Below are 26694 nucleotides of genomic sequence, written 5' to 3' on the forward strand. Positions count from 1 at the left end.
TGTCCCCGGATTGCATCCGGGCTACGGGGTGGCATCAGGCTTTGGCGCGATCCAGCAGGTACTGAGTGAGCATCGGTACCGGTCGGCCGGTGCCGCCCTTGTCCTTGCCGCCGCTGATCCAGGCGGTGCCGGCGATGTCCAGGTGCGCCCAGTGGAAGTTCTTGGCGAAGCGCGACAGGAAGCAACCGGCGGTGATGGTGCCGGCCTTCGGCCCGCCGATGTTGGCGATATCGGCGAACGGGCTGTCGAGCTGTTCCTGATATTCGTCGTACAGCGGCAGTTGCCAGGCGCGGTCGTCGGCCACTTCACCGGCCTTGAGGATCTGCTTGATCAGCGCGTCGTTGTTGCCCATCAGGCCGGAGACGTTACTGCCCAGGGCGACGATGCAGGCGCCGGTGAGGGTGGCGATGTCGATCACCGCCTGCGGCTTGAAGCGCTCGGCGTAGGTCAGGGTATCGCACAGCACCAGGCGGCCTTCGGCGTCGGTGTTGAGGATCTCCACGGTCTGCCCGCTCATGGTGGTGACGATGTCACCCGGACGGGTGGCGCGGCCGCTGGGCATGTTCTCGGCACAGGCCAGCAGGCACACCAGGTTGATCGGCAGCTGCAGCTCGAGCACGGCTTTCAGTGTGCCGAACACGCTGGCGGCGCCGCACATGTCGTACTTCATCTCATCCATGCCAGCAGCCGGCTTGATGCTGATCCCGCCGGTGTCGAAGGTGATGCCCTTGCCGACCAGAGCGAAGGGTTTGTCGTCCTTCTTGCCGCCCTGGTAGTGCATGACGATCATCCGTGGCGGTTGCTCGCTGCCCTGAGCGACGGCGAGGAAGGCGCCGGCGCCGAGCTCCTTGAGCTTCTTCTCGTCGAGGATTTCCACCTTGAGGTTCTTGTACGCCTTGCCCAGGGCCTTGGCCTCTTCGGCCAGGTAGCTGGGGTGGCAGAGGTTCGGCGGCAGGTTGCCCAGGTCCTTGGTGAAGGCCACGCCGCTGGAGATGGCGCGGGCGTGCTGCAGGGCGCGCTCGGCATCGGCCAGCTCGGCCTTGTCGACGGCCAGGGTGATTTTCTTCAGCGCACGCGGGTCGGCTTTCTTGCTCTTGAACTGCTCGAACAGGTAGCTGCCGTCGGCCAGCGTTTCCGCGATCAGGCGCGCCTTGCCGTAAGCATCACGACCCTTGACCTTGAGCTCGCCTAGGGCGAGCAAGGCGTCGCTGCCGCCGAGGCCCTTGAGTACGCCATGCACGCTGGCAACCAGCTTGCGCAACTGACGGTCGGACAGATCGCCCTTGCCGCAGCCAACCAGCAGTACGCGTTCCGCCTTGAGCCCCGGCAGATTGTGCAGCAGCAGCGTCTGGCCCGCTTTGCCGGCGATGTCACCACGCTTGAGTACCGCGCTCAGTGCGCCTTTGCTGGCCAGGTCGACGGCCTTGGCTGCGTCACCCAGTTTGCGGCCTTCGCCAATGGCGACGACCAAGGTGGCGGTCTTCAGGGTTTCCGGGCGGGTGCTTTTGACGAGGAATTCCATAGTGAGCTGTCCCCAAGACAAAGAGTCGGGTTTGACGGATAATGGCCGCCATTTTTCGAGGGTCCACCTTGTGGTGGGCCGGCAAGTAGGTGTGGCTAGTTTGAGCGCTCGCGCCTGAGCCTGACAACCCTGGAGCGTCTGGTTTGATCGTCTTCCGTTATCTATCCCGCGAAGTGCTGGTAACTCTCAGTGCGGTTAGCGCCGTGCTGCTGGTGATCATCATGAGCGGTCGTTTCATCAAATATCTGGCCCAGGCCGCGCAGGGCGTGCTCGATCCGGGCGTTCTGTTCATGATCATGGGCTACCGGATTCCCGGGTTCCTGCAGCTGATCCTACCGCTGGGGCTGTTCCTCGGTTTCCTGCTGGCTTACGGGCGGCTCTATCTGGACAGTGAAATGACCGTGCTGTCGGCTACTGGCGTCAGCCAGCAACGCCTGACCGCCTACAGCATGGCGCCTGCTCTGCTCGTCGCCTTGCTGGTTGGCTGGCTGAGCCTTGGCCTGGCGCCACAAGGGGTCGCCAGCGTGGCGCGGATTCTCAACGAACAGGATGCTCTGACCGAGCTCGACACGCTGGTGCCGGGTCGCTTTCAGTCGATCAGGGATGGTTCGCGGGTGACCTACTCGCAGGAGCTTTCCGCTGATCGCAGTGAGTTGCACGGCGTATTCATGTCGGAGAAGCGCTTCTCCAGCGACGGCACTTCCGAGCGCGGCATTACCGTGTTGGTGGCCGAAAGCGGTCGTCAGCAGATTCAGGAAGATGGCAGCCGCTATCTGATTCTGGAGAACGGCTATCGCTATGACGGTGAGCCGGGAGAGGCGGATTACCGCGCCATTCAGTACGACACCTATGGCGTGCTGTTGCCGAAGCCGGAAGTCGCCATCGAGGCCAGTGAGCGCGAGGCAATGCCAACCCGTGAGCTGTTCGGTAGTGACGACCCGAGCCTGCAGGCAGAGCTGCAGTGGCGTCTGTCGATACCCTTGCTGGTCTTCGTGGTCACCTTGCTGGCGGTACCGTTGTCGAAGGTCAATCCGCGGCAGGGGCGCTTCCTCAAGCTGCTGCCAGCGATCTTCCTTTACATGGCCTATCTGGGCCTGCTCATCGCCGCGCGTGGTGCCCTGGACAAAGGGCGTCTGCCTCCGGCACTGGGGCTTTGGTGGGTGCACGGCGTATTCCTGGCGATCGGTTTGCTGTTGTTGTACTGGGAGCGTCTGAGTCTGTGGTGGGCCAGCCGTCGTGCGGAGGTGGCTCATGTCTAAGTTGGATCGTTATATCGGCGCGCAGGTTTTCGTCGCTATTCTCGCGGTGTTGGGCATCATCCTCGGGCTCGCGCTGCTGTTCGCCTTCATCGATGAGCTGGGGGATCTGAACAAGGGCGACTATGGCCTTGGCCAGGCACTCTGGTACGTGCTGCTGACCGCTCCGCGCCGTGCATACGAAATGCTGCCGATGGCCGCCTTGATCGGCGCTCTGATCGGTCTGGGTACGCTGGCCAGCAACAGTGAGCTGACCATCATGCGTGCTGCCGGCGTGTCCATCGGACGCATCGTCTGGGCGGTGATGAAGCCGCTGCTGGTGCTGATGCTGGCCGGTATCCTGATCGGCGAATACGTCGCCCCGCTGACCGAGAATCAGGCCCAGGCCGACCGCGCACTGGCGCAGGGCGGCGGTGCCGCTCAGACTTCAAAGCGCGGTATGTGGCACCGTCAGGGACAGGAATACGTACACATCAACGCCGTGCAACCTAACGGCATTCTGCTCGGGGTGACGCGCTATCGTTTCGATGACGAGCGCAAACTGCTTTCGGCCAGCTTTGCCCGGCGTGCCGAGTATCGTGATGGTCACTGGATGTTGAGCCGGGTGCAGACAACGCTGCTGCATGGCGATAGCTCCGAAGTGGTCAAGCAGGACGAAGAGCGCTGGGATATCGAGCTCAACCCGGAACTGCTGGGTACCGTGGTGATGGAGCCGGAAGCACTTTCGGTTACCGGCTTGTGGCAGTACATCCACTACCTGGCGGAGCAGGGGCTTAACAATGCGCGCTACTGGCTGGCGTTCTGGAGCAAGGTGCTGCAGCCCCTGGTGACCGGCGCCCTGGTGCTGATGGCTATCTCGTTCATCTTCGGTCCGCTGCGTTCGGTTACGCTCGGTCAGCGGGTATTCACCGGCGTATTGGTCGGGTTTATCTTCCGCATCGCTCAGGACCTGCTCGGCCCCTCGAGCCTGGTGTTTGGCTTCTCGCCACTGCTGGCGGTACTGGTACCAGCCGGTGTCTGTGCGTTGGCCGGTGTCTGGCTGTTACGGCGCGCGGGCTGATTGCTCTGCGCATGAAAAAGCCGGCTCAATGAGCCGGCTTTTTTGTGGCCTGCCATCCCTGGCGGCCACCCTCCGGGCCGTCGCTGCGCGACGTCAAAAATTTCTGCCGGAAGTTTTTGTGCCACTTCGCTACTTCTTGTGAATGTTCTTCGGCAGTTGCACCACACGGCTATCGGAATAGATGTCGTGCCAGGTGCGCCCCTGCTTGTCCCACAGCTGCCAGAGAAATCCGAGCCCGGCAAATAGCCATGAGCCAATGGCGACGACGAAGCGCAGCAATGCCTGCCAAAGGTCGATAGCTGTGCCATCGGCGTTCTGGATGCGCAGTCCCCAGGCCTGCATGCCCAGTGTCTGGCCGTTGTGGGTCCAGAACTTGGCGAAGAACGCGAACAGCGCGAGCAATACCAGACTGGCCAGTAACGGGTCGCGGTCGAGCGCGCCGCCCTGGGACATCGCCAGTAGCTGTTCGCTGCCGTAGATCAGGCGCAGGATGCCCTGCTGGTAAACAAGGGTGACGACCATCATCAGGGCGACGCATAGCAGTGAGTCGTAAAAGAGGGCCGCTAGGCGGCGAATCAGCCCGGCAACGGGAAAATCGCCCTGCGGACGTAGCGGGTGTTTCGACATGGTGGGCTCGCTGTGACGAAAGTGCGCGCCATTCTAACCGCGAGCGAGCGCTGGGGATCAAAAAGCGTTTCGCCATCTGTTGCCTGTCACTGCGCAACCTGGCGGGTAGGTCGGCTGGAACGGTGGGCATAAAAATGACCCTGAGTCATTTTTAACCTCGTGTAGCGACGGCTTATGGGGGTGGTCGCTAGAAACGACAGGCAATAAAAAACCCCTGATGAAAATCAGGGGTTCTTCAAAGCTGCGGCAATCAGCCCAGGATCTGAACCTGGTCAGCCTGCATGCCTTTTTGACCTTGCACAGCGACGAAGCTGACTTTCTGGCCTTCTTTCAGGCTCTTGAAGCCGTTGCCTTCGATCGCGCGGAAGTGCACGAACAGATCCGGACCGCTCTCGGGAGTGATAAAACCAAAACCTTTCTCGTCGTTAAACCACTTGACGGTACCGTTCTGACGATTCGACATGTCTTTTTCCTTGAAACTAGAGTTGATGACAGCCTCCAATTATAGAGGGCTGAGACTGGTTGCAAGGAGTAATAGAAGTCGAGCGGGATGTAGCGGATCTAGATGATCTGCTGCATCAGAGTCACGATTCACAGCGACCCATGCAAACAGTTCGACCACTCTACGCTAACTTTTGCGCAATTGCCAACCCCCGCCAGACAGGTCGCCAGCCAGGTTTTTCGGGGCCTGCCGAGGCGCTCGGAAAGTGCCCTCGGCAATATGCTTGCAACAATTGTGTGGACTGTTCGCGCTTAAATGAAAAAGCCCGCAAGACCAATGTCTTGCGGGCTTCTGATTCGTGGTGCCCCGGGGGAGACTCGAACTCCCACTCCTTTCGAAAACGGATTTTGAATCCGCCGCGTCTACCGATTCCGCCACCGGGGCACGATGGCGGCGCAGTATAGGGACGCGTCTTGCGCTGGTCAATCGGGACGAGCGCTGTGATCAGGGTTTGTTTAATCAGTGCCTGTTGGCATCTGTAGATAGCTGTTCTGGCTTTTATTGGTCTCGTGCTTAGAATTGCGCCTGTCACCAAGCGTAACGAACCCAATGCTTATATGAGGGCGTTGGTGAGTCTGGTCATGGGGGAGTGTGTGATCAAGATCTTGTGCCGGGCAATGCTCGTGGCGCTGTTGTTCGCACCCGTAGCTCGGGGTGACGTGCTTGTCTACGCCGTTACCGATGAAAGCTGGGCGCCTTACTGGATCGTTGAGGACGGTCGGGTAAGCGGCATTTTGCATGACTTCATGATCGCTCTGGATGAGCGTCTGCCCGACGAGCTTCGAGCCAGTCGTCCTTTGCCGCCGCTGCGTACCCAGAAGCTTTTTCGTGAGGGACGGCTTCAGATTGAATGCTGTGTCAGCATGAGTTGGCGCAGCGCCGTTGAGCAGACCGACGCTTCGTTGTGGAGCGTGCCGGTACTTGAGGCCGAGGAGATGCTGATCTTCGCGCCTGGCAAGAGCTTTCCCTATCAAGGGCTGGAGAGCTTGAGTGGGCGCTCGATCGCGACGGTGCGCGGCTACGGCTATGTCGGTAGCGAGTATTTCCAGCGCAACGATGGCGCAGATGCTCACGCGTTGGTTTACCGGGTTGCCCAGGGGCATAGCGAGGCGGGTATTCTGGATCGTCTTGAATGGCGCTATCTGAAGCGCAGGGACAAGCAGTTACAGGCGCCGAACTGGCAGGTGGAGGAGGGGGCGGTGATTCATCGCTCAGAACTTCGCCTGCGGCTGCATCGCCAGTACGCCGGGCGGCTGGAGGCGATCAACAGTGCGATAAGAACCATGCAGATGGATGGAACTATTGCTCATATCGTCGCCGAATACGCACCGCAGGCTCACATGGCCGGACAGGGGGAAATCCGGTAAGCTTTGCGCCCCTGCTGAAATACCCCCTTCCGAACCATGCGTGTTGCCGATTTCCACTTCGACCTCCCCGAGTCGTTGATTGCCCGCCATCCCTTGGCCGAACGTCGAGCCAGCCGTCTGCTGCAGCTCGATGGGCCCAGTGGAGCGTTGCGTCATGGCCAGTTCACCGATGTACTGGAGCAGCTGCGCCCTGGCGATCTCATGGTGTTCAACAACACCCGCGTGATTCCGGCGCGCCTGTTCGGCCAGAAGGCCAGTGGCGGCAAACTGGAAGTGCTGGTGGAGCGCGTGCTCGATCAGTATCGCGTGCTGGCGCACGTGCGCTCGAGCAAGTCGCCCAAGCCGGGGTCGCAGATTCGCATCGACGGCGGCGGTGCGGCCGAGATGGTCGCGCGCCACGATGCGCTGTTCGAGCTGCGTTTTGCCGAACCGGTGCTGCCGTTGCTGGAGCGGGTCGGGCATATGCCGCTGCCACCTTATATTGATCGTCCTGATGACGAGGCTGATCGCGAGCGTTATCAGACCGTGTACGCGCAGAAGGCCGGCGCCGTTGCCGCGCCGACTGCCGGCCTGCACTTCGATGACGAGCTGCTGGCGGCGATTCGTGACAAGGGCGTGGAAACCGCCTTCGTTACCCTGCACGTCGGTGCTGGCACCTTCCAGCCGGTACGTGTCGAGCGTATCGAAGAGCACCACATGCATAGCGAGTGGCTCGAGGTCGGCCAGGATGTGGTCGATGCGGTCGCCGCCTGCCGTGCGCGTGGCGGTCGTGTGGTGGCGGTGGGCACCACCAGCGTGCGTTCGCTGGAAACGGCGGCGCGCGATGGCGAGCTGAAGGCCTTCAGCGGCGATACCGACATCTTCATCTACCCGGGTCGTCCCTTCCATGTGGTCGATGCCCTGGTGACCAACTTCCATTTGCCCGAGTCGACCTTGCTGATGCTGGTTTCGGCCTTCGCCGGCTACCCCGAAACCATGGCCGCTTACCGCGAGGCGGTGGCGCAGGGCTATCGCTTCTTCAGTTACGGTGATGCCATGTTCATCACCCGCAATCCCGCCGCGCGCGGGCCCGAGGTTTGAGTATGTCGCGCACCTGTCGCATGTCCTTCGAGTTGCTGGCCGCCGACGGCAAGGCCCGTCGTGGTCGCCTGACCTTCCCCCGCGGTGTGGTGGAAACCCCGGCCTTCATGCCGGTCGGCACCTATGGCACGGTCAAGGGCATGCTGCCGCGTGATGTCGAGGGCATCGGCGCGCAGATCATCCTCGGCAACACCTTCCACCTGTGGCTGCGCCCAGGTATGGAAGTGATCAAGAAACATGGCGATCTGCATGACTTCATGCAGTGGAAGGGGCCGATCCTCACCGACTCTGGTGGCTTCCAGGTGTTCAGCCTCGGCGCCATGCGCAAGATCAAGGAAGAGGGCGTGTACTTCGCCTCGCCGGTGGATGGCGCCAAGGTGTTCATGGGCCCGGAAGAGTCGATGCAGGTGCAGCGTGACCTGGGCTCGGACATCGTGATGATCTTCGACGAGTGCACGCCGTACCCGGCCGACTTCGATACTGCCAAGCGCTCCATGGAGTTGTCGCTGCGCTGGGCCAAGCGCTCCAAGGACGCCCATGGCGACAACACGGCGGCGCTGTTCGGTATCGTTCAGGGCGGCATGCACGAGGAGCTGCGCAAGCGCTCTCTGGAAGGCCTCAGTCAGCTCGATTTCGATGGTCTGGCCATCGGCGGCCTGTCGGTCGGCGAGCCGAAGGAAGAGATGATCCGCGTGCTCGACTACCTGCCGGCGCAGATGCCGGCCGACAAGCCGCGCTACCTGATGGGCGTGGGCAAGCCGGAAGACCTGGTCGAGGGCGTGCGCCGTGGCGTGGACATGTTCGACTGCGTGATGCCGACCCGCAATGCGCGCAACGGCCACCTGTTCGTCGACACCGGGGTGGTGAAGATCCGCAATGCGGTGCACAAGCATGACGACTCGCCGCTGGATCCGACCTGCGATTGTTACACCTGCACAAACTTCTCCCGCGCGTACCTGCATCATTTGGACAAATGCGGCGAAATGCTGGGTAGCATGCTCAATACCATCCATAACTTGCGGCATTATCAGCGGGTTATGGCTGGTTTGCGCGAGGCTATCGGACAGGGTACATTGGCCGCCTTTGTCGAAGCCTTCTATGCCAAGCGTGGCCTTCCTGTGCCGCCGCTGGACTGATCCCGAACGATTCAAGATCCTTTCCATTAGGAGTGTTACATGAGCTTTTTCATCCCCGCCGCCTACGCTGATACCGCAGCTGCCGGCCCCGCCGGTAGTGGTTTCGAGTGGGTCTTCCTGATCGGCTTCCTGGTCATCTTCTATCTGATGATCTGGCGTCCACAGGCCAAGCGCGCCAAAGAGCACAAGAACCTGCTCGGCGGTCTGCAGAAGGGCGACGAAGTGGTTACCAGCGGCGGCCTCGCCGGCAAGGTCTCCAAGGTGAGCGATGACTTCGTGGTGATCGAGGTATCGGACACTGTCGAGCTGAAGTTCCAGAAGCAGGCCATCGCCGCCACCCTGCCCAAGGGCACGCTGAAAGCCATCTGATTTGGTTCCTAGTTTCCATTCGACGGGGCGCTTTTAGCGCCCCGCGTCATAAGCGGGCGGCTCGTTCATGCTCAATAAATACCCTCTGTGGAAGTACCTGCTGATTCTGGCTGTGCTGGCAATCGGTCTGGTTTATTCCATTCCCAATCTTTATCCAGACGATCCTGCTATTCAGGTCAGTGGTGCCAGTTCGGCGCTGGTGATCGAGCAGACGGATGTCGATCGTGCCAGCAAGGCGCTGCAGGACGCAGGTATCCAGGTCAAGTCCGCCAGTCTCGCCGAGAGTGGTCGTGGCGGCCTGATTCGTCTGACCAAGCAGGATGACCAACTGCCGGCCAAGGACATCGTGCGTCGTGTGCTGGGTGATGACTACGTCGTGGCGCTGAACCTGGCGCAGACCACGCCCGACTGGCTGCGTGGCCTGGGTGCCAGCCCGATGAAACTCGGCCTGGACCTTTCCGGTGGCGTGCACTTCCTGCTGGAAGTCGACATGGACAAGGCGCTGGATGTGCGCCGCAAGGTTTATGAAGGCGAAATCAAGAGCCTGCTGCGCAAGGAGCGTGTGCGTTATCGCAGCATGCCGGAAAGCAACGAGCGCATTCAGCTCGGCTTCGCCGACAGCGAGACGCTGGCAGCGGCCGAGCGCCTGATTCGCAAGGACTACAACGATTTCGAGCTGACCAGCGTCGAGCGCGGTGGTCAGCAGGTGCTGCAGCTGGCGTTGACTCAGGCGAAGATCGCCGAGATCCGCGAGTACTCGATCAAGCAGAACCTCACCACTGTCCGCAACCGCGTCAATGAGCTGGGTGTTGCCGAGCCGCTGGTGCAGCGTCAGGGCGCCAACCGCATCGTGGTCGAGCTGCCGGGCGTGCAGGATACCGCCGAAGCCAAGCGTATTCTCGGCAAGACCGCCAACCTGGAGTTCCGTCTGCAGGCCGAGCTGGATGCGCCGCGCGGTGCCACCGAGGCGTTCGAGTTCCGCGAAGAAGGGCGCCCGCCTGTACAGCTCGAGCGTGAGCTGATCATCACGGGTGATCAGGTCACCGATGCTCAGGCCAGCTTCGACGAAAACGGCCGGCCTCAGGTGAACATCCGTCTCGATGGCCATGGCGGTGACCTGATGAACCGCGCTACCCGCAATAACGTGGGGCGCAGCATGGCGGTGATCTTCATCGAGCAGAAGCCGGTCACCCGCTACGTGCGTCAGGCAGTCGATGGTGTCGAGCAGGAAGTTGCCGTGCCGACCTTCGTCGAGGAGAAGAAGATCATCAGTCTGGCGACCATTCAGTCGCCGCTGGGTAGTCAGTTCCGTATCACTGGCCTGAACGGTCAGGGCGAATCCTCGGAGCTGGCCCTGCTGCTGCGTGCCGGTGGTCTGGCTGCGCCGATGTACTTCGCCGAGGAGCGCACCATCGGTCCGAGCCTGGGCGCTGAAAACATCGCCAAGGGTATCGAGTCTACCGAGTGGGCGATGATCTTCGTGGCGTTGTTCATCATCGCCATCTATCGCTTCTTCGGTGTGCTGGCGACCGTGGCGCTGGCGTTCAACCTGGTGCTGCTGGTCGGTCTGATGTCGGCCATCGGGGCGACGCTGACCTTGCCAGGTATCGCCGGTATCGTGCTGACCCTGGGTATGGCGGTGGATGCCAACGTACTGATCTTCTCGCGCATACGCGAAGAACTGGCCAAGGGGCTGCATGTGCAGCGTGCGATTCATGAAGGTTTCGATCGCGCCTACTCGGCGATTCTCGACAGTAACCTGACCACGCTGCTGGTGGGTGGCATTCTGTTCGCCATGGGCACCGGTCCGGTCAAGGGCTTCGCCGTGACGCTGTCGCTGGGGATCGTCACCTCGATGTTCACAGCCATCATGTTCACCCGAGGTCTGGTCAACCTGATCTTCGGTGGTCGCAACATCAAGAAGCTGTGGATCTGAGGTGCAGCCATGATCAAGTCAACCATTCGTTTCATGGCGATTCGCAACATCGCCTTCGCAATGACCGTCGTGCTCACCCTTGTCGGCTTGGGCGCGCTGTTCACCAAGGGGCTGAACTTCGGCCTGGACTTCACTGGCGGCACGCTGATCGAGCTGCAGTACGAACAGCCGGCCGACCTGGATCTGATCAAGAATGAGCTGGGCCAGGCCGGTTACGTCGACGCCGTGGTGCAAAGCTTCGGTGCCAGCACCGACGTGCTGGTGCGCCTTGCTGGCGACGACGCTGACCTGGGCAACCAGGTTGCGGCTGCGCTGCGCAAGGTGGATGCAGCGTCGAGTTTCGAGGTCAAGCGCGTCGAGTTCGTCGGGCCACAGGTGGGCGAAGAGCTGCGCGACCAGGGCGGTATCGCCATGTTGCTGGCGCTGGGCGGCATCCTTCTGTACCTGGCGTTCCGCTTCCAGTGGAAGTTCGGTGTTGGCGCCATCGCCTCGCTGGTACACGACGTGGTCATCACGCTGGGTGTGCTGGCGTTCTTTCAGGTGCCGTTCGATCTGACCGTACTGGCGGCGATTCTGGCGATGATCGGCTACTCGCTCAACGACACGATCATCATCTATGACCGTATCCGCGAGAACTTCCGTGTGCTGCGCAAGACCTCGCTGATCGAGAACATCGATATCTCGATCACGCAGACACTGATGCGTACCATCGCGACTTCGCTGTCCACCGCTCTGGCGCTGTTTGCGCTGTTGTTCTTCGGCGGCGATGTGCTGGCGGCATTCGCGCTTACCCTGCTGGTGGGCGTGTTGGTCGGTACCTATTCGTCGGTTTATATCAGTGCTGTTGTGCTGGTCTGGCTCAAACTCAGCGTCGAGGATCTGATTCCGCCGGCGGTCGAGGCAGAGGCTGACGACGGTCGCCCCTGATGCTGTGACGAGCTTCATGAAAGTCAGCGAAAGCCGCGGCAAGTCGAACTTGCCGCGGTTTTTTGCTGTCCTAGGCAGGGAGAAAGGCGCGATTCGCCGAGCCTAGGAGACACATAAAATGAATAAATCTATGTTGGTAGGTGCCGTACTGGGTGCTGTGGGTGTGACTGCTGGTGGTGCCGTGGCCACCTATAGCCTGGTTGATCGTGGTCCGGACTATGCCGAGGTGCTGGCCGTTACCCCGGTCAATGAAACCGTCAAGACCCCGCGCGAAGTGTGCAAGGACGTGGCGGTCACCCGTCAGCGACCCGTGCAGGATCAACACCAGATCGCCGGCACCGCCATTGGTGCCATTGCTGGCGGCCTGCTGGGCAACCAGATTGGCGGCGGTAACGGCAAGAAGATCGCCACGGTGGCGGGGGCAGTTGGCGGTGGCTATGCCGGCAACAAGATTCAAGAGGGCATGCAGCAGCGTGATACCTATACCACCACCGAAACCCGTTGCAATACCGTGACCGATACCAGCGAAAAACTGGTGGGTTATGACGTCAAGTATCAGCTGGATGACAAGGTCGGCACTGTCCGCATGGACCGTGATCCGGGTAGCCGCATCCCGCTCAATGATCAGGGTGAGCTGGTATTGGTGCAGCAGTCCCAGTGAGTATTTGCAGGCAATAAAAAAACGCCCTTCGGGGCGTTTTTTTATTGCACTGGCTGGCTCAGCGCTTCATCGACGGTGCCAGGTGCGGCTGGATGGCGGTCAGTACGGCCTTGAAGCACTTGGTGTTGCCGGCAACGATCTGCCCCTTCTCCAGGAAGTCATGGCCGCCGCTGAAGTCGCTGACCAGGCCGCCCGCTTCCTGGATCAGCAGGGCGCCGGCTGCCATGTCCCACTCGGACAGACCGAACTCCCAGAATGCATCGAAGCGGCCGGCTGCGACGTAGGCCAGGTCCAGGCTGGCGGCGCCGGCGCGGCGGATGCCGGCGGTCTGGCCGGTCAGGCTGCGGAACATGTTCAGGTAGTTGTCCAGGTGGTCCAGCTGGCCGTCGCGGAACGGGAAGCCAGTACCGAGCAGGGCGCCATCGAGGCTCTTGCGGTTGCTGACGCGCAGACGGCGGCCGTTGAGGGCGGCGCCACGACCGCGGCTGGCGGTGAATTCTTCCTGGCGTACCGGGTCGAGGACGATGGCGTGCTCAAGGCGGCCGCGGTATTTGCAGGCGATGCTGATGGCGAAGTGCGGAACGCCACGGATGAAGTTGGTGGTGCCGTCCAGCGGGTCGATGATCCACTGGTAGTCGGCGCCTTCGCCGCTACCTTCCAGCACGCCGCCTTCTTCGCCCAGGAAGCTGTGGGTCGGGTAGGCCTTGCGAATGGCCTGAACGATCATCAGCTCGGCGGCCTTGTCGACCTCGGTGACGTAATCCTTGGCATCCTTCTCGTCGACCGAGATGACATCCAGGCGCTCGATGGAGCGAAAGATCATTTCACCGGCGCTGCGAGCGGCGCGCAGGGCGATATTCAGCATGGGCTGCATGGGAGGTTCACCTGGGGCGTTAAAGAAAGCCGGCCATGTTAGCAGAAAACCTTTATTGATGAAGCGCCGTCTGTACCCTGCATGGCAATCACGCAAGGGCTTGGGTAAGATCGTTGCCCCCTAATCATTTCTGAGAGTGTCTGCGTTGCTGGACAATATTCGCGTCGTTCTGGTGGGCACCAGTCATCCGGGCAATATCGGCGGTGCTGCGCGGGCGATGAAAAACATGGGACTGTCGCGCCTGGTACTGGTCGCGCCAGAAGATTTTCCCAGCTCGGATGCGGTCGCGAGGGCTTCCGGTGCGACCGATGTGTTGGACGCTGCGCAGGTGGTCGGCACGTTGGAGGAAGCGCTGGTCGGGTGCACGCTGGTAGTGGGTACCAGTGCGCGCGATCGGCGCATTCCCTGGCCGCTGCTGGATCCCCGCGAGTGCGGCGTGACCAGTTGCGAGCAGGCTGCCGCTGGCGGCGAGGTGGCGTTGGTGTTCGGCCGTGAATATGCCGGTCTGACCAATGAAGAGCTGCAGCGATGTCAATACCACGTGCATATCCCGTCCAACCCGGAGTTCAGTTCGCTGAATCTGGCGGCGGCGGTGCAGGTGCTGGCCTATGAAGTGCGCATGGCCTGGCTGACAGCTTCGAGTCTGCCAACCAAGGTGGAAAAGCTGGAAACCACGGCGATGCTCAGTTCCCAGGCGGCGACGGCGGATGAGCTCGAGTCGTTTTACGGCCATTTGCGTCGCGTACTGGTGATGATCGGATTTCTCGATCCGCAGAAGCCAAGGCACCTGATGACTCGCCTGCGTCGTCTTTATGGGCGCAGTGCGGTGAGTAAGTTGGAAATGAATATTCTGCGCGGCATTCTCACCGAGACGGAGAAGGCTGTGCGCGGAGAGCCTCACAAGCAGGGGAAATCTGATGTTTGAGCGCATGCGAGAAGATATCCAGAGCGTTTTTCACCGTGATCCGGCAGCGCGCAACGCGTTCGAAGTGGTCACGTGCTATCCGGGGTTGCATGCCGTCTGGTTGCACCGTGCTGCGCATTCCTTGTGGCGCTCGGGCTGGAAGTGGCCGGCGCGCGTGGTATCCAACTTTGGTCGCTGGATGACCGGGATCGAAATCCATCCGGGGGCGAAGATCGGCCGGCGTTTCTTCATCGACCACGGCATGGGTATCGTCATTGGTGAAACCGCCGAGATCGGTAATGACGTGACTCTCTACCAGGGTGTGACACTTGGCGGTACGAGTTGGAACAAGGGCAAACGTCACCCGACGTTAGAGGATGGTGTTGTCGTTGGGGCTGGCGCCAAGGTGCTTGGGCCGTTCACTGTTGGGGCGGGCGCCAAGATCGGTTCCAATGCTGTGGTGACCAAGGCGGTGCCGGCGGGCGCCACGGCTGTTGGCATTCCGGGCAAGATCATCGTCAAGTCCGATGACGAGCAGGAGGCCAAGCGTCAGGCCATGGCCGAGAAGATCGGCTTCGATGCTTATGGCGTCGGTCAGGACATGCCGGACCCCGTGGCGCGAGCCATCGGGCAGTTGCTCGATCACCTGCATGCCGTGGACGGTCGTCTCGAAGGTATGTGCAAGGCGCTGACGGCGCTTGGCAGTGACTACTGCGGCAAAGACCTGCCGACGCTGCGCGATGAAGACTTCGCAGATGTCTGCAAAGACCAGCAGCAGGGCGACAAACCAGCTGCGTGATGCATGAGGGGGGCGGCATTTGCTATGATGCCGCCTCTTTTTGCGGTCAATCCTGAGTAAATTAATAGGTCTTATAGTTGACTTAAATACTCGGGAATCGCATACTTCGCCGCAATTCAGTGATTCGTGGTAGAGCCATGCGACTGACCACCAAAGGCCGTTACGCCGTTACCGCCATGCTTGACCTGGCGCTGCACGCGCAGCACGGTCCCGTTTCCCTGGCCGACATCTCCGAGCGGCAGGGCATTTCCCTGTCCTATCTCGAACAGCTGTTCGCCAAGCTGCGCCGTGGCAGCCTGGTGTCCAGTGTACGTGGTCCGGGTGGCGGCTATCAGTTGTCGCGTGACATGCGTGGCATTCAGGTCGCTCAGGTGATCGATGCGGTCAACGAGTCCGTCGACGCCACTCGTTGCCAGGGGCAGGGTGACTGTCATGCCGGCGATACCTGTCTGACCCATCATCTCTGGTGCGATCTCAGTCAGCAGATTCACGAATTCCTCAGCGGCATCAGCCTGGCTGATCTGGTCGCGCGCCATGAGGTGCAGGAAGTCGCGTTGCGTCAGGATCAGCGTCGTTGCTCCGGCAGAGGCACTGCACCGCATTTGGATAAGATTGAAGCGTCTGCCATCGAGTGAGCAGGGCGTTTGCCTGATAGGAGAAAACCAATGAAATTGCCGATCTACCTCGATTATTCCGCTACTACGCCGGTCGATCCGCGCGTTGCGCAGAAGATGAGCGAGTGTCTGCTGGTCGACGGTAACTTCGGTAACCCGGCTTCGCGCTCTCACGTATTCGGCTGGAAGGCGGAAGAGGCTGTAGAGAATGCCCGTCGCCAGGTTGCCGAGCTGGTCAATGCCGATCCGCGCGAGATTGTCTGGACCAGTGGTGCTACCGAGTCCGACAACCTTGCCATCAAAGGTGTCGCGCACTTCTACAGCAGCAAGGGCAAGCACATCATTACCTCGAAGATCGAGCACAAAGCGGTGCTCGACACCACTCGCCAGCTCGAGCGCGAAGGTTTCGAGGTGACTTACCTGGAGCCGGGTGAAGACGGCCTGATCACGCCTGCCATGGTTGAGGCCGTGCTGCGTGAGGACACCACGCTGGTCTCGCTGATGCACGTCAATAACGAAATCGGCACCATCAACGATATCGCGGCCATCGGTGAGCTGACCCGCTCGCGCGGTGTCCTGTTCCACGTTGATGCGGCGCAGTCCACCGGCAAGGTGGAAATCGATCTGGAGAAGATGAAGGTCGATCTGATGTCCTTCTCCGCGCACAAAACCTACGGCCCGAAAGGTGTCGGTGCCCTGTACGTACGCCGCAAGCCGCGTGTGCGTCTGGAAGCCCAGACCCATGGCGGTGGCCACGAGCGCGGCATGCGCTCCGGCACCCTGGCCACCCACCAGTGCGTCGGCATGGGCGAGGCCTTCCGTATCGCCAAGCAAGAGATGGCTGCTGAGAATCAACGTATCGCTGCCTTGCGTGACCGTTTCTACGGTCAGCTGGAGAGCATGGAAGAGCTGTACGTCAACGGCAGCTTGACTGCACGCGTGCCGCACAACCTGAACCTGAGCTTCAACTACGTCGAGGGTGAGTCGCTGATCATGGCGCTCAAGGATCTCGCCGTATCCTCCGGCTCGGCTTGTACCTCGGCTTCGCTGGAGCCGTCTTACGTGTTGCGTGCCCTGGGGCGTAACGACGAGTTGGCGCACAGTTCCATTCGTTTCACCTTCGGTCGTTTCACTACCGAAGAAGAGGTCGACTACGCCGCTGCCAAGGTCCGTGAGGCCGTGGACAAGCTGCGTGAGTTGTCGCCCCTGTGGGATATGTTCAAAGAAGGTGTCGACCTTTCCTCCGTGGAATGGGCAGCACACTGATAGCTGCCGAGGCGGTTCGCTTCAATCGAGGCGGCCGCCGGAGAGCGGCACCTGATGAGAGAGGAAGTACAACATGGCATACAGTGACAAGGTCATCGACCACTACGAAAACCCGCGCAACGTCGGCAAGCTGAATGCCGAGGATCCGGATGTCGGTACCGGCATGGTCGGCGCACCGGCTTGTGGCGATGTGATGCGCCTGCAGATCAAGGTCAGCGACAATGGTGTCATCGAAGACGCCAAGTTCAAGACCTACGGCTGTGGCTCGGCCATCGCCTCCAGTTCCCTCGCTACCGAGTGGATGAAGGGCAAGACGCTGGACGAAGCCGAAAGCATCAAGAACACCCAACTTGCTGAAGAGCTGGCGTTGCCGCCGGTCAAAATCCACTGCTCCGTTCTCGCTGAAGACGCCATCAAGGCGGCAGTACGCGATTACAAGCAGAAGAAAGGCTTGCTCTGATACGAGGTTTGCTATGGCCATCACCATGTCTGAAGCAGCTGCCCGTCACGTGCAACGTTCCATCGATGGGCGTGGCAAGGGCGAAGGCATTCGCCTCGGTGTGCGTACTACCGGTTGTTCCGGCCTGGCTTATGTTCTTGAGTTCGTTGATGAGCTGGCGGCAGAGGATCAGGTTTTCGAGAGTCATGGCGTCAAGGTGATCATCGATCCCAAGAGCCTGGTCTATCTCGACGGCACCGAATTGGACTTCGTCAAGGAAGGCCTCAACGAGGGCTTCAAGTTCAATAATCCCAACGTGCGTGGCGAGTGTGGCTGCGGCGAGAGCTTCAACGTTTGAGGCTCTCGCGTGGGTAATCCTTGTCATTTCGCCCTTTTCGACTTGCAGCCGAGCTTTCGTCTCGATCTGGAGCTGTTGGCGACTCGCTACCGTGAGCTGGCGCGCCAGGTTCATCCCGATCGATTCGCGGATGCCGGTGAACGTGAACAGCGCATGGCGCTGGAGCGCTCTGCCAGCCTCAACGAGGCCTATCAGGTTCTGAAAACACCGTCGCAGCGTGCGCGCTATCTTCTGGCCATGCGTGGCCCCGAGCTGCCGCTGGAAGTGACGGTGCAGGATCCTGACTTCCTGCTGCAGCAGATGCAGTTGCGCGAAGAGCTGGAAGAGCTGCAGGACGACGCCGACCTCGCCGGGGTGGCTACCTTCAAGCGTCGCCTCAAGTCGGCACAGGAGCAGCTCAACGAAAGCTTCGCAGCATGCTGGGACGATGATGCCCGGCGCGAGGAGGCTGAGCGCCTGATGCGTCGTATGCAGTTCCTCGACAAGCTCTCTCATGAAGTGCGCCAGCTAGAAGAGCGCCTCGACGATTAACCTGTGGATTGCTCCGGCAATCCGCCTGATGATTTCAAGAAGACCATGGCCTTACTGCAGATCGCCGAGCCAGGACAGAGCCCGCAACCGCACCAGCGCAGGCTGGCGGTGGGGATCGACCTGGGCACCACCAATTCGCTGGTCGCCGCTGTACGCAGCGGTCTGGCCGAGCCCCTGGCGGACGATGAGGGCAAAGTCATTCTGCCCTCTGCGGTGCGCTACCATCCGACGCGCATCGAGGTGGGTGAGTCTGCCAAATCGGCAGCCGCCAGCGACCCTCTGAACACCGTGTTGTCCGTCAAGCGTCTGATGGGGCGCGGCGTCGCCGACGTGCATCAACTCGGCGAGCAGTTGCCATACCGCTTTGCTGCGGGTGAGTCGCACATGCCCTTCATCGAGACGGTGCAGGGGGCGAAGAGCCCGGTCGAAATCTCGGCGGAAATTCTCAAGACCCTGCGCTTGCGTGCCGAGCAGGCTCTCGGTGGCGAACTGGTTGGCGCCGTGATCACCGTGCCGGCCTATTTCGATGACGCGCAGCGTCAGGCGACCAAGGATGCGGCGCGGTTCGCGGGGCTCAATGTTCTGCGGTTGCTCAACGAGCCAACGGCCGCAGCGGTTGCCTATGGCCTGGATCAGAAGGCCGAGGGCGTGGTCGCCATCTACGACCTGGGTGGCGGTACGTTCGATATTTCCATTCTGCGTTTGACTGGCGGCGTCTTCGAGGTGTTGGCCACTGGCGGTGACAGCGCGTTGGGCGGCGACGACTTCGACCATGCTCTGGCGGGTTGGATCATTCAGCAGGCGGGGCTGTCCAGTGACCTGGATCCAGCCACGCAGCGCAATCTGCTGCAGGCTGCCTGCGCCGCCAAGGAGGCGCTGACCGAGGCTGATGCGGTCGAGCTGAGTTTCGCGGACTGGCGTGGCTCGCTGTCGCGTGAGCAGTTCGAGGCGTTGATCGAGCCGATGGTGGCGCGCAGTCTCAAGGCCTGCCGCCGCGCGCTGCGTGACTCCGGTGTCGAACTGGAGGATGTCAGTGCGGTGGTGATGGTCGGTGGCTCGACTCGTGTGCCGAGGGTGCGTGAAGCGGTCGGTGAGCTGTTCGGCCGTACGCCGCTGACCAATATCGACCCGGATCAGGTGGTGGCCATCGGCGCCGCCATTCAGGCCGATACCCTGGCAGGCAATCAGCGCGCTGATGGCGAAGAGTTGTTGCTGCTCGACGTGATTCCGCTGTCGCTTGGTCTGGAGACCATGGGCGGCCTGATGGAGAAGCTGATTCCGCGTAACACCACCATTCCGGTGGCGCGGGCGCAGGACTTCACCACCTATAAAGATGGCCAGACGGCCATGATGATCCATGTGTTGCAGGGTGAGCGCGAGTTGATCGCCGATTGCCGTTCGCTGGCTCGCTTCGAGCTGCGTGGTATTCCGCCGATGGTGGCGGGGGCGGCGAAGATCCGCGTGACCTTCCAGGTCGACGCCGATGGCCTGCTCAGCGTTGCTGCGCGTGAGCTTGGCTCCGGTGTCGAGGCGAGCATTCAGGTCAAGCCTTCCTACGGCCTGACCGATGGCGAAATCGCGCGCATGCTGCAGGATTCTTTCCATAACGCCGGCGATGACAAGGCCGCGCGTGCGCTGCGTGAGCAGCAGGTCGATGCCCAGCGCCTGATCGAGGCTGTAGAAGCTGCGCTGCAGGCCGATGGAGAGCGCCTGCTGGATGCTGAAGAGCGCGAAGTCATCGAGCTGCAGGTGCAAGAACTGCGCGAGTTGCTCGCCGGTAGCGATGGCGTGGCCATCGACAAGCAAACCAAGCGTCTGTCGCAAGTGACGGATGCGTTCGCGGCGCGGCGCCTGGATTCAACGGTAAAAGCCGCGCTGGCTGGGCGCAATTTGAATGAGATCGAGGAATAACAGATGCCGCAGGTGATTTTTCTGCCCCATGAACGGTTCTGCCCGGATGGCCTGGTGGTAGAGGCCGAGCCTGGCATCTCCATTCTCGAGTTGGCGCATGAGCACCATATCGAGATGGAAAGCGCCTGTGGCGGCGTCTGCGCCTGCACCACCTGTCATTGCATCGTGCGCGAGGGGTTCGACTCGCTGAACGAGGCTGACGAGCTGGAAGAAGACTATCTGGACAAAGCCTGGGGGCTCGAAGCGCAGTCGCGTCTGGCTTGTCAGGCTATCGTCGGTGAAGAAGACCTCACCGTCGAAATCCCGAAATATTCGCTGAACCACGCGGCCGAAGCGCCGCATTGACCCAGGAAGCATCGTCATGAGTCTGAAATGGGTTGATGTGCTGGATATCGCCATCGAGCTGAGCGAACAGAAGCCGGATGTCGATCCGCGCTACGTGAATTTCGTCGATCTGCATCGCTGGGTCGTGGAGCTACCGCAGTTCTCCGACGATCCGCAGCGTGGCGGCGAGAAAGTGCTGGAAGCCATTCAGGCGGCCTGGATCGAAGAGGCCGACTGAGTCACGGGCTAACTGCGCAGTCTCAGGCGTCTGCCAACTGCGTGGCGCAATCTCGTAGCTTTTACTTGCAGCTGGAGGCGAGTCGCCTGTGGCTGCTATCTCAGAACCCGCGTATAATTCGCGGGTTTAATTTTTCGCTTTAACCCTAAAAGTTTCTGGAGCTTCACATGGCCGTTCAACGTACTTTCTCCATCATCAAGCCTGACGCCGTTGCCAAGAACGTCATCGGTGAGATCACTTCCCGTTTCGAAAAGGCCGGCCTGCGCGTTGTGGCTTCGAAGATGGTGCAACTGTCCGAGCGTGAAGCCGCCGGTTTCTACGCCGAGCACAGCGAGCGTGGCTTCTTCAAGGATCTGGTTGCTTTCATGACTTCCGGTCCGGTCATCGTTCAGGTTCTGGAAGGCGAAAACGCCGTTCTGGCCAACCGTGAGCTGATGGGCGCTACCAACCCGAAAGAAGCGGCTGCCGGCACCATCCGCGCTGATTTCGCCGTTTCCATCGACGAAAACGCTGTTCACGGTTCGGACTCCGAGGCTTCCGCTGCTCGCGAAATCGCCTACTTCTTCTCCGCTACCGAGCTGTGCGCTCGCATCCGCTAATCAATAGCGCATGCAAGCGAGGGTGAAGCCATGACCAATACCACCGGCAAGATCAACCTGCTGGGTCTGACCCAGTCGGAGATGGAGCAGTTCTTCGAGTCCATTGGCGAGAAGCGCTTTCGTGCCGGCCAGGTAATGAAGTGGATTCACCACTTTGGCGTCGATGATTTCGCCGCCATGACCAATGTCGGCAAGGCCTTGCGCGAAAAGCTCGAGGCTTCTGCCGAGATTCGCGGCCCGGAAGTGGTCAGCGAAAATATTTCCGCCGATGGCACGCGCAAGTGGGTCGTGCGTGTGGCGTCGGGCAGCTGCGTGGAGACCGTGTACATCCCGCAGAACGGCCGCGGCACCCTGTGTGTGTCGTCGCAGGCCGGTTGTGCGCTGGATTGCAGCTTCTGCTCCACTGGCAAACAAGGTTTCAACAGCGACCTGACCAGCGCCGAGATCATCGGCCAGGTGTGGATCGCCAACAAATCCTTCGGCAGCGTGCCGGCCAAGATCGACCGCGCCATCACCAACGTGGTGATGATGGGTATGGGCGAACCGCTGCTGAACTTCGACAACGTCGTGTCGGCCATGCAGATCATGATGGACGACCTCGGCTACGGCATCTCCAAGCGCAAGGTGACCCTGTCCACCTCCGGCGTGGTGCCAATGATCGACAAGCTGGCCGAAGTCATCGATGTGTCGCTGGCCCTGTCGCTGCACGCGCCGAACGATGAGCTGCGTAATCAGCTGGTGCCGATCAACAAGAAATACCCGCTGGAGATGCTGCTGGCTGCGTGCAAGCGCTATATCTCCAAACTCGGCGAAAAACGCGTGCTGACCATCGAGTACACGCTGCTCAAGGGCGTCAACGATCAGCCCGAGCACGCTGAGCAGATGATTGCACTTCTTGCCGATGTCCCTTGCAAGATCAATCTGATTCCGTTTAATCCTTTCCCTCATTCGGGCTACGAGCGGCCGAGCAATAACGCCATTCGCCGCTTCCAGGACCTGTTGCACAAGGCCGGCCATAACGTCACGGTACGTACTACCCGTGGTGACGATATCGATGCTGCCTGCGGCCAGCTGGTTGGCCAGGTCATGGATCGTACTCGGCGCAGCGAGCGTTACATCGCCGTGCGTCAGCTTGGCAGCGAGGCTCAAGAGCCGCGCACTGCCACCAATCGAAATTGAAGAGAGGATGCCTATGACCTTGCGCCCTGCGCTGTTGTTGCTCGTTGTCAGTCTGCTCGGTGGTTGCGTGACCACTGGCGACGTGGACCCCATGCGTACGGCGAAAGGACGTGAGCAGGCGCGCGCAGCCTATGTACAGTTGGGCGTTGCCTATATTCAGCAGGGCGACACACAGCTTGCCAAGGTGCCGCTGAAGAACGCACTGGAGATCGACCCTTCCGATGCCGACGCTCACGCGGCGCTGGCCATGGCATTCCAGTTGGAAATGGAGCCCAGGCTGGCGGATGAACATTATCGCAAGGCGCTGTCTCAGCGACCGTCGGATGCTCGACTGCTGAACAACTACGGTGGCTTCCTGTTCGAGCAGAAGCGTTACCAGGACGCCATGGATACCTACCTCAAGGCGACCGAAGACAACCTCTACCCGGAGCGTTCCCGCGTCTTCGAAAACCTGGGGTTGACCGCTTTGCAATTGGGGCAGCGTGAGCAAGCCAAGGAATATTTTCAGCGTTCGTTGCGCCTGAGCAGCCGCCAGCCGCGCGCACTTCTGGAAATGGCCTCGCTGCTCTTCGAGGACAGAGAATATGTGCCGGCGCGTCGTTACTACGACGCCTACAGCGAAATGGCGCCGCAGAATGCGCGCAGCCTGCTGCTCGGTGCTCGTCTGGCCGAGGTGTTCGAGGACCGCGACCGCGCCGCCAGCCTCGGTTTGCAGTTGCGACGTCTGTACCCGGCTTCTCAGGAATATAAGCAGTATCAGTCGGGGCAACGATGAACGCGGCACATAACGAAGTGACTCAGCCGATGTCGAGCAACCCAGGCGAAGCCCTGCGCCAAGCCCGTGAGATGAAGGGCTGGAGCGTGGTCGAGGTCGCCACCCAGCTCAACCTCACGCAGCAGCGTCTCAGCCAGATCGAAGAGGGCGCCTTCGACAAGTTGCCCGGTACCACCTTTGCCCGTGGTTACATTCGTGCCTACGCCAAGTTGCTGGACCTCGACCAGAACCGTTTGGTCCTGGAGTTCGATCAATTCACCGGTACCGATGCCACTGGCAGCAATGTGCATGCGCTGGGGCGTATCGAGGAGCCTGTGCGTTATTCGCAGAGCATCCTGCGTCTGGTGAGTTTTCTGTTGCTGTTGGCGTTGATCGGCGCGGGCTTTCTCTGGTGGCAGGATCAGGGACGTCCCGGTGCCAATCTGGCTGATCTCGGCCTCGAGCACGTAGAGGTAGAGGGTGCCGATGGCACCACCCAGGTTCATTCGCTTGCCGAGCCGGAAGATCAGGCCGTCATCGTCGCTCAGGGCAATGATGAAAGCAGCCCGCTGCTGTTGCCGGTCGAGCCGGGCGACGAGCCTGAAAACGCAGGAACAAGTGAGCAGCCTGCCGATGACAATGTTTCGGCGCAGGACACACTCTCAGCCGCTGATACCGAGACTCCGGCTGCCCCGGTTACTGACGAGACGATAGAAGAGGCTCCTGCAGCCGAAGCGGCAGAACAGACCGCGGCCGCTACAGCTGTTCCCGCCGGCCAGGGCGCTCTCAACGTACGTTTCACCGACGACTGCTGGACTCAGGTCACCGATGCCGATGGCAAGGTGCTGGTCAGCGCGCTCAAGCGCAGTGGTGAACGCATCGAACTGACCGGCAAGGCTCCGATGGAACTGCGTTTGGGCTTCGCCCGTGGCGCTCAGGTTACCTACAACGGCGAAAGCGTGGACGTTGCGCCGCATATGACCGGCGAGACCGCGCGCCTGAAACTGGGGTTGTAAAGCATGCATTGCGAATCGCCGATCAAGCGCCGTCAGTCGCGCAAGATCTGGGTTGGCTCGGTACCGGTGGGCGGTGATGCGCCGATCGCCGTACAGAGCATGACCAATACCGACACCAACGACGTGGCCGCCACCGTGGCGCAGATCCGTCGTCTGGAAGATGCCGGCGCCGACATCGTGCGCGTGTCCGTGCCGGACATGGACGCTGCCGAGGCCTTCGGTCGGATCAAACAGCAGGTACGCGTACCGCTGGTGGCCGATATCCACTTCGACTATCAAATCGCCCTGCGCGTGGCCGAGCTGGGCGTCGACTGCCTGCGTATCAACCCCGGCAATATCGGTCGTGAAGACCGTGTGCGTGCCGTGGTCGAAGCCGCGCGCGAGCGCAATATCCCGATCCGCATCGGCGTCAACGCCGGTTCGCTGGAGAAGGACCTGCAGAAGAAATACGGCGAGCCGACCCCCGAGGCGCTGGTAGAATCCGCCCTGCGCCATGTCGAGCACCTCGACCGCCTGAACTTCCCCGACTTCAAGGTCAGCGTGAAGGCCTCCGACGTGTTCATGGCCGTCGAAGCCTATCGCCTGCTGGCCAAGCAGATCGAACAGCCGCTGCACTTAGGGATAACCGAAGCCGGTGGTCTGCGTTCCGGTACCGTCAAATCGGCGGTCGGTCTGGGCATGCTGCTGGCCGATGGCATCGGCGACACCATCCGCATTTCGCTCGCCGCAGATCCGGTGGAAGAGATCAAGGTCGGTTTCGACATCCTCAAGTCCCTGCGTCTGCGCTCGCGTGGCATCAACTTCATCGCCTGCCCGAGTTGCTCGCGGCAGAACTTCGATGTGGTCAAGACCATGAACGAGCTGGAAACCCGCGTCGAAGACCTGCTGGTACCGCTGGATGTGGCGGTGATCGGCTGTGTGGTCAACGGCCCCGGCGAAGCCAAGGAGGCTCATATCGGCCTGACTGGCGGTAGCCCGAACAACCTGGTTTACATCGATGGCAAACCGGCCTCGAAGCTGACCAATGAAAATCTGGTGGATGAGCTGGAGAAGCTCATTCGCGACAAGGCGGCCGAGAAGGTCGCCGCCGATGCTGCCGTGATCGTGCGCGGCTGATCCGTGCGTAAGGAATACAATTGAGCAAGTCCCTGCAAGCCATTCGTGGCATGAACGATATCCTGCCAGAGCAGACGCCTGCCTGGCGTTATCTGGAAACTACCCTGGTCGACCTGCTCGACGGCTACGGCTACAAGGAAATCCGCCTGCCCATCGTCGAGTACACCGAGCTGTTTGCCCGTGGTATCGGCGAAGGTACCGACGTGGTCGACAAGGAAATGTACACCTTCCGTGACCGCAACGAAGAGTCGCTGACCCTGCGCCCTGAAGGCACCGCCGGTTGCGTGCGCGCCGTGCTCGAGCATGGTCTGAGCGGTGGTGGTCAGGTGCAGAAATTGTGGTACGCCGGCCCCATGTTCCGCTACGAGAAACCGCAGAAAGGCCGTTACCGCCAGTTTCATCAGGTGGGGGTGGAAGCCTTCAATCTGCCGGGCCCGGATGTCGATGCCGAGCTGATCGTACTCACTTGGCGCCTGTGGAAGAAGCTCGGTCTGGCCGATGCCGTGACCCTGCAGCTCAACAGCCTGGGTTCCAGCGAGGCGCGCGCGGCCTACCGTGACGCGCTGGTGGCCTATCTGCAAGAGCGTTTCGAGCAACTGGACGAAGACAGTCAGCGCCGTCTGACCACCAACCCGTTGCGCATCCTCGACAGCAAGAATGAGGCGACCCAGGCCGTTCTCGTCGGCGCCCCGACCCTTGGCGATTACCTCGATGAGGAGTCGCGCCTGCACTTCGAAGGTGTGCGTGCCCGTCTGGACGCCGCCGGCATCCGTTACGAGATCAACCACAAGTTGGTGCGTGGTCTGGATTACTACAACCGCACCGTGTTCGAGTGGGTCACCGACAAGCTCGGTGCCCAGGGCACCGTGTGTGCCGGCGGTCGTTACGACGGCCTGGTTTCCCAGCTGGGCGGTAAGGCCACGCCGGGGGTTGGCTTCGCCATGGGCGTCGAGCGCCTGGTGTTGCTGCTGGAAACCCTCGAGCTGCTGCCGGCCGAGCTCAACCGCGCCGCCGACGTATATGTCTGCGCCTTTGGCGAGGCAGCGGAGCTGGCGGCGTTGACGCTGGTCGAGCGTTTGCGCGACGAATTGCCGGGGCATCGTCTGCTACTCAACAGTGGCGGTGGCAGCTTCAAGAGCCAGTTCAAGAAGGCCGACAAGAGCGGTGCGCGTTACGCACTGATTCTCGGTGAGGACGAACTGGCCAAACGCGTGGTAGGTTGCAAGCCGCTGCGCGACGACAGTGAACAACAAAGCGTTGCCTGGGATGCTCTGGCCGAGCATCTGGCTGCCTGCCAGCAACAGGCCTGAGCAGGCTCTCGATTAGGAG

Annotated in this window: 29 protein-coding genes and 1 tRNA gene; 25 read left to right on the top strand and 5 right to left on the bottom strand. The window is 61.0% G+C overall.

What is annotated here, in order from left to right:
* Nucleotides 1-34 precede the first annotated feature (34 nt).
* Nucleotides 35-1522 (bottom strand): leucyl aminopeptidase, encoded by a 1488-nt coding sequence (locus tag ACJRW5_RS22040; RefSeq protein ID WP_484572628.1) that lies wholly within the window; start codon nucleotides 1520-1522, stop codon nucleotides 35-37.
* 143 nt (nucleotides 1523-1665) lie between these two features.
* On the opposite strand from ACJRW5_RS22040, the gene lptF reads away from it, so the two are divergent.
* Both lptF and lptG read left to right on the top strand, forming a co-directional pair.
* Nucleotides 1666-2781, top strand: coding sequence for an LPS export ABC transporter permease LptF (gene lptF / locus ACJRW5_RS22045; protein WP_484572629.1), 1116 nt, complete (start codon nucleotides 1666-1668; stop codon nucleotides 2779-2781).
* Entirely contained in the window at nucleotides 2774-3838 is a 1065-nt protein-coding gene (gene lptG, locus ACJRW5_RS22050; RefSeq protein WP_484572630.1) for an LPS export ABC transporter permease LptG, read from the top strand. Before lptF ends, lptG begins: the two co-directional genes overlap by 8 nt.
* Before the next feature lie 129 nt (nucleotides 3839-3967).
* Here lptG and ACJRW5_RS22055 read toward each other — a convergent pair whose 3' ends face one another.
* From ACJRW5_RS22055 to ACJRW5_RS22065, 3 genes are all read right to left on the bottom strand, one after another.
* The gene (locus ACJRW5_RS22055) at nucleotides 3968-4465 is read right to left on the bottom strand and encodes an RDD family protein (RefSeq protein ID WP_484572631.1); all 498 of its coding nucleotides are present in this window, start codon (nucleotides 4463-4465) and stop codon (nucleotides 3968-3970) included.
* A gap of 250 nt (nucleotides 4466-4715) precedes the next feature.
* A complete protein-coding gene (locus ACJRW5_RS22060; RefSeq protein WP_003298189.1) occupies nucleotides 4716-4928 on the bottom strand; it encodes a cold-shock protein in 213 nt (70 codons plus the stop codon).
* Nucleotides 4929-5266: 338 nt separating this feature from the next.
* Nucleotides 5267-5351: transfer RNA gene (locus tag ACJRW5_RS22065), tRNA-Leu, on the bottom strand.
* 209 nt (nucleotides 5352-5560) lie between these two features.
* Here ACJRW5_RS22065 and ACJRW5_RS22070 point away from each other — a divergent pair.
* The 7 genes from ACJRW5_RS22070 (at nucleotide 5561) to ACJRW5_RS22100 (ending at nucleotide 12443) form a co-directional block, all read left to right on the top strand.
* Nucleotides 5561-6334: a substrate-binding periplasmic protein gene (locus ACJRW5_RS22070; protein WP_484572632.1), complete on the top strand. Its 774-nt coding sequence runs from the start codon at nucleotides 5561-5563 to the stop codon at nucleotides 6332-6334.
* Between the two features lie 36 nt (nucleotides 6335-6370).
* On the top strand, nucleotides 6371-7414 hold the full coding sequence (gene queA / locus ACJRW5_RS22075; RefSeq protein ID WP_484572633.1) for a tRNA preQ1(34) S-adenosylmethionine ribosyltransferase-isomerase QueA: 1044 nt from the start codon (nucleotides 6371-6373) through the stop codon (nucleotides 7412-7414).
* Between the two features lie 20 nt (nucleotides 7415-7434).
* The gene (gene tgt / locus ACJRW5_RS22080) at nucleotides 7435-8550 is read left to right on the top strand and encodes a tRNA guanosine(34) transglycosylase Tgt (RefSeq protein WP_484572671.1); all 1116 of its coding nucleotides are present in this window, start codon (nucleotides 7435-7437) and stop codon (nucleotides 8548-8550) included.
* A gap of 39 nt (nucleotides 8551-8589) precedes the next feature.
* A complete protein-coding gene (gene yajC / locus ACJRW5_RS22085) occupies nucleotides 8590-8919 on the top strand; it encodes a preprotein translocase subunit YajC (protein ID WP_484572634.1) in 330 nt (109 codons plus the stop codon).
* Between the two features lie 67 nt (nucleotides 8920-8986).
* Nucleotides 8987-10855 carry a protein translocase subunit SecD gene (secD, locus tag ACJRW5_RS22090; RefSeq protein WP_484572635.1) on the top strand — a complete coding sequence of 623 codons (1869 nt, stop codon included), beginning with the start codon at nucleotides 8987-8989 and terminating at the stop codon, nucleotides 10853-10855.
* Between the two features lie 12 nt (nucleotides 10856-10867).
* Complete coding sequence (gene secF / locus ACJRW5_RS22095; protein WP_484572672.1) at nucleotides 10868-11782, top strand: protein translocase subunit SecF; 915 nt, start codon at nucleotides 10868-10870, stop codon at nucleotides 11780-11782.
* Nucleotides 11783-11900: 118 nt separating this feature from the next.
* Nucleotides 11901-12443: a glycine zipper 2TM domain-containing protein gene (locus tag ACJRW5_RS22100; protein ID WP_484572636.1), complete on the top strand. Its 543-nt coding sequence runs from the start codon at nucleotides 11901-11903 to the stop codon at nucleotides 12441-12443.
* 58 nt (nucleotides 12444-12501) lie between these two features.
* Here the strand turns inward: ACJRW5_RS22100 and suhB are convergent, their stop codons facing one another.
* Nucleotides 12502-13317, bottom strand: a complete 816-nt coding sequence (gene suhB / locus ACJRW5_RS22105) for a type III secretion system regulator SuhB (RefSeq protein ID WP_047587606.1) — start codon at nucleotides 13315-13317, stop codon at nucleotides 12502-12504.
* Nucleotides 13318-13462: 145 nt separating this feature from the next.
* Between suhB and trmJ the strand changes: the two genes are divergently transcribed.
* The 16 genes from trmJ to hisS all read left to right on the top strand — a co-directional run bounded on the left by trmJ (nucleotide 13463) and on the right by hisS (nucleotide 26675).
* Nucleotides 13463-14242, top strand: a complete 780-nt coding sequence (gene trmJ, locus ACJRW5_RS22110; RefSeq protein ID WP_484572673.1) for a tRNA (cytosine(32)/uridine(32)-2'-O)-methyltransferase TrmJ — start codon at nucleotides 13463-13465, stop codon at nucleotides 14240-14242.
* A complete protein-coding gene (gene cysE / locus ACJRW5_RS22115; RefSeq protein WP_484572637.1) occupies nucleotides 14235-15020 on the top strand; it encodes a serine O-acetyltransferase in 786 nt (261 codons plus the stop codon). Before trmJ ends, cysE begins: the two co-directional genes overlap by 8 nt.
* Before the next feature lie 137 nt (nucleotides 15021-15157).
* Nucleotides 15158-15655 (top strand): Fe-S cluster assembly transcriptional regulator IscR, encoded by a 498-nt coding sequence (iscR, locus tag ACJRW5_RS22120; RefSeq protein ID WP_037049610.1) that lies wholly within the window; start codon nucleotides 15158-15160, stop codon nucleotides 15653-15655.
* A 30-nt stretch (nucleotides 15656-15685) separates the two neighbouring features.
* The gene (locus ACJRW5_RS22125) at nucleotides 15686-16900 is read left to right on the top strand and encodes an IscS subfamily cysteine desulfurase (RefSeq protein WP_484572638.1); all 1215 of its coding nucleotides are present in this window, start codon (nucleotides 15686-15688) and stop codon (nucleotides 16898-16900) included.
* A 73-nt stretch (nucleotides 16901-16973) separates the two neighbouring features.
* A complete protein-coding gene (iscU, locus tag ACJRW5_RS22130; protein WP_484572639.1) occupies nucleotides 16974-17360 on the top strand; it encodes a Fe-S cluster assembly scaffold IscU in 387 nt (128 codons plus the stop codon).
* 13 nt (nucleotides 17361-17373) lie between these two features.
* A complete protein-coding gene (iscA, locus tag ACJRW5_RS22135; protein WP_484572640.1) occupies nucleotides 17374-17697 on the top strand; it encodes an iron-sulfur cluster assembly protein IscA in 324 nt (107 codons plus the stop codon).
* A 9-nt stretch (nucleotides 17698-17706) separates the two neighbouring features.
* Nucleotides 17707-18228, top strand: coding sequence for a co-chaperone HscB (gene hscB / locus ACJRW5_RS22140; protein WP_484572641.1), 522 nt, complete (start codon nucleotides 17707-17709; stop codon nucleotides 18226-18228).
* Between the two features lie 45 nt (nucleotides 18229-18273).
* The gene (gene hscA / locus ACJRW5_RS22145) at nucleotides 18274-20139 is read left to right on the top strand and encodes a Fe-S protein assembly chaperone HscA (protein WP_484572642.1); all 1866 of its coding nucleotides are present in this window, start codon (nucleotides 18274-18276) and stop codon (nucleotides 20137-20139) included.
* A 3-nt stretch (nucleotides 20140-20142) separates the two neighbouring features.
* The gene (gene fdx, locus ACJRW5_RS22150; protein ID WP_003459694.1) at nucleotides 20143-20484 is read left to right on the top strand and encodes an ISC system 2Fe-2S type ferredoxin; all 342 of its coding nucleotides are present in this window, start codon (nucleotides 20143-20145) and stop codon (nucleotides 20482-20484) included.
* Nucleotides 20485-20500: 16 nt separating this feature from the next.
* Entirely contained in the window at nucleotides 20501-20701 is a 201-nt protein-coding gene (gene iscX, locus ACJRW5_RS22155; RefSeq protein ID WP_484572643.1) for a Fe-S cluster assembly protein IscX, read from the top strand.
* Nucleotides 20702-20868: 167 nt separating this feature from the next.
* Nucleotides 20869-21300, top strand: coding sequence for a nucleoside-diphosphate kinase (ndk, locus tag ACJRW5_RS22160; protein ID WP_484572644.1), 432 nt, complete (start codon nucleotides 20869-20871; stop codon nucleotides 21298-21300).
* A gap of 30 nt (nucleotides 21301-21330) precedes the next feature.
* Nucleotides 21331-22479: a dual-specificity RNA methyltransferase RlmN gene (rlmN, locus tag ACJRW5_RS22165; protein ID WP_484572645.1), complete on the top strand. Its 1149-nt coding sequence runs from the start codon at nucleotides 21331-21333 to the stop codon at nucleotides 22477-22479.
* Nucleotides 22480-22492: 13 nt separating this feature from the next.
* Nucleotides 22493-23254 (top strand): type IV pilus biogenesis/stability protein PilW, encoded by a 762-nt coding sequence (gene pilW, locus ACJRW5_RS22170; protein WP_484572646.1) that lies wholly within the window; start codon nucleotides 22493-22495, stop codon nucleotides 23252-23254.
* On the top strand, nucleotides 23251-24249 hold the full coding sequence (locus ACJRW5_RS22175; RefSeq protein WP_484572647.1) for a RodZ domain-containing protein: 999 nt from the start codon (nucleotides 23251-23253) through the stop codon (nucleotides 24247-24249). The genes pilW and ACJRW5_RS22175 overlap by 4 nt, the downstream gene beginning before the upstream one ends.
* Before the next feature lie 3 nt (nucleotides 24250-24252).
* A complete protein-coding gene (ispG, locus tag ACJRW5_RS22180) occupies nucleotides 24253-25365 on the top strand; it encodes a flavodoxin-dependent (E)-4-hydroxy-3-methylbut-2-enyl-diphosphate synthase (RefSeq protein WP_484572648.1) in 1113 nt (370 codons plus the stop codon).
* A 20-nt stretch (nucleotides 25366-25385) separates the two neighbouring features.
* Complete coding sequence (gene hisS, locus ACJRW5_RS22185; RefSeq protein WP_484572649.1) at nucleotides 25386-26675, top strand: histidine--tRNA ligase; 1290 nt, start codon at nucleotides 25386-25388, stop codon at nucleotides 26673-26675.
* Nucleotides 26676-26694: the final 19 nt, after the last annotated feature.

Origin of the sequence: Pseudomonas pichavaramensis (assembly GCF_050473265.1) — a bacterium.
GTDB lineage: Bacteria > Pseudomonadota > Gammaproteobacteria > Pseudomonadales > Pseudomonadaceae > Aquipseudomonas.